Source organism: Enterobacter sp. CGMCC 5087, assembly GCF_003144775.1.
Taxonomy (GTDB): Bacteria; Pseudomonadota; Gammaproteobacteria; order Enterobacterales; family Enterobacteriaceae; genus Enterobacter; species Enterobacter cloacae_M.
This window is the reverse complement of record NZ_QFXN01000162.1, coordinates 1-262: the sequence shown is the minus strand read 5'-3', so window position 1 is coordinate 262 and position 262 is coordinate 1. Positions and strand designations below refer to the sequence as shown.

General features: G+C 53.4%; 1 protein-coding gene. It reads left to right on the top strand.

From position 1 onward, the window contains the following. Positions 1–19: 19 nt before the first annotated feature. Positions 20–262 (top strand): hypothetical protein (locus DEO48_RS15325; RefSeq protein WP_109845641.1); only part of this gene is annotated, 243 nt, incomplete at its 3' end.

Below are 262 nucleotides of genomic sequence, written 5' to 3'. Positions count from 1 at the left end.
GACCCAAAGGAGTCAAATCGTGAAACCTGTCGCAGGCCCTCTGCTGCTCTTCACCCTGCTGTTGTCTGCCGTAACCCTGAGCGGCTGTGGCGACAAAAATGAACGCGAGTTTATCCAGGGATGCAAATCAGACGGCGGTACTACCGCCGTCTGCGGATGTATCTGGGATGACCTCAAAACGAAATATACGCACGGGGAGCTGGAGAAAATGAACCAGCAGTACGGTTATGTTCCTCCGCGCTTCATGGACAACATGCTGAGT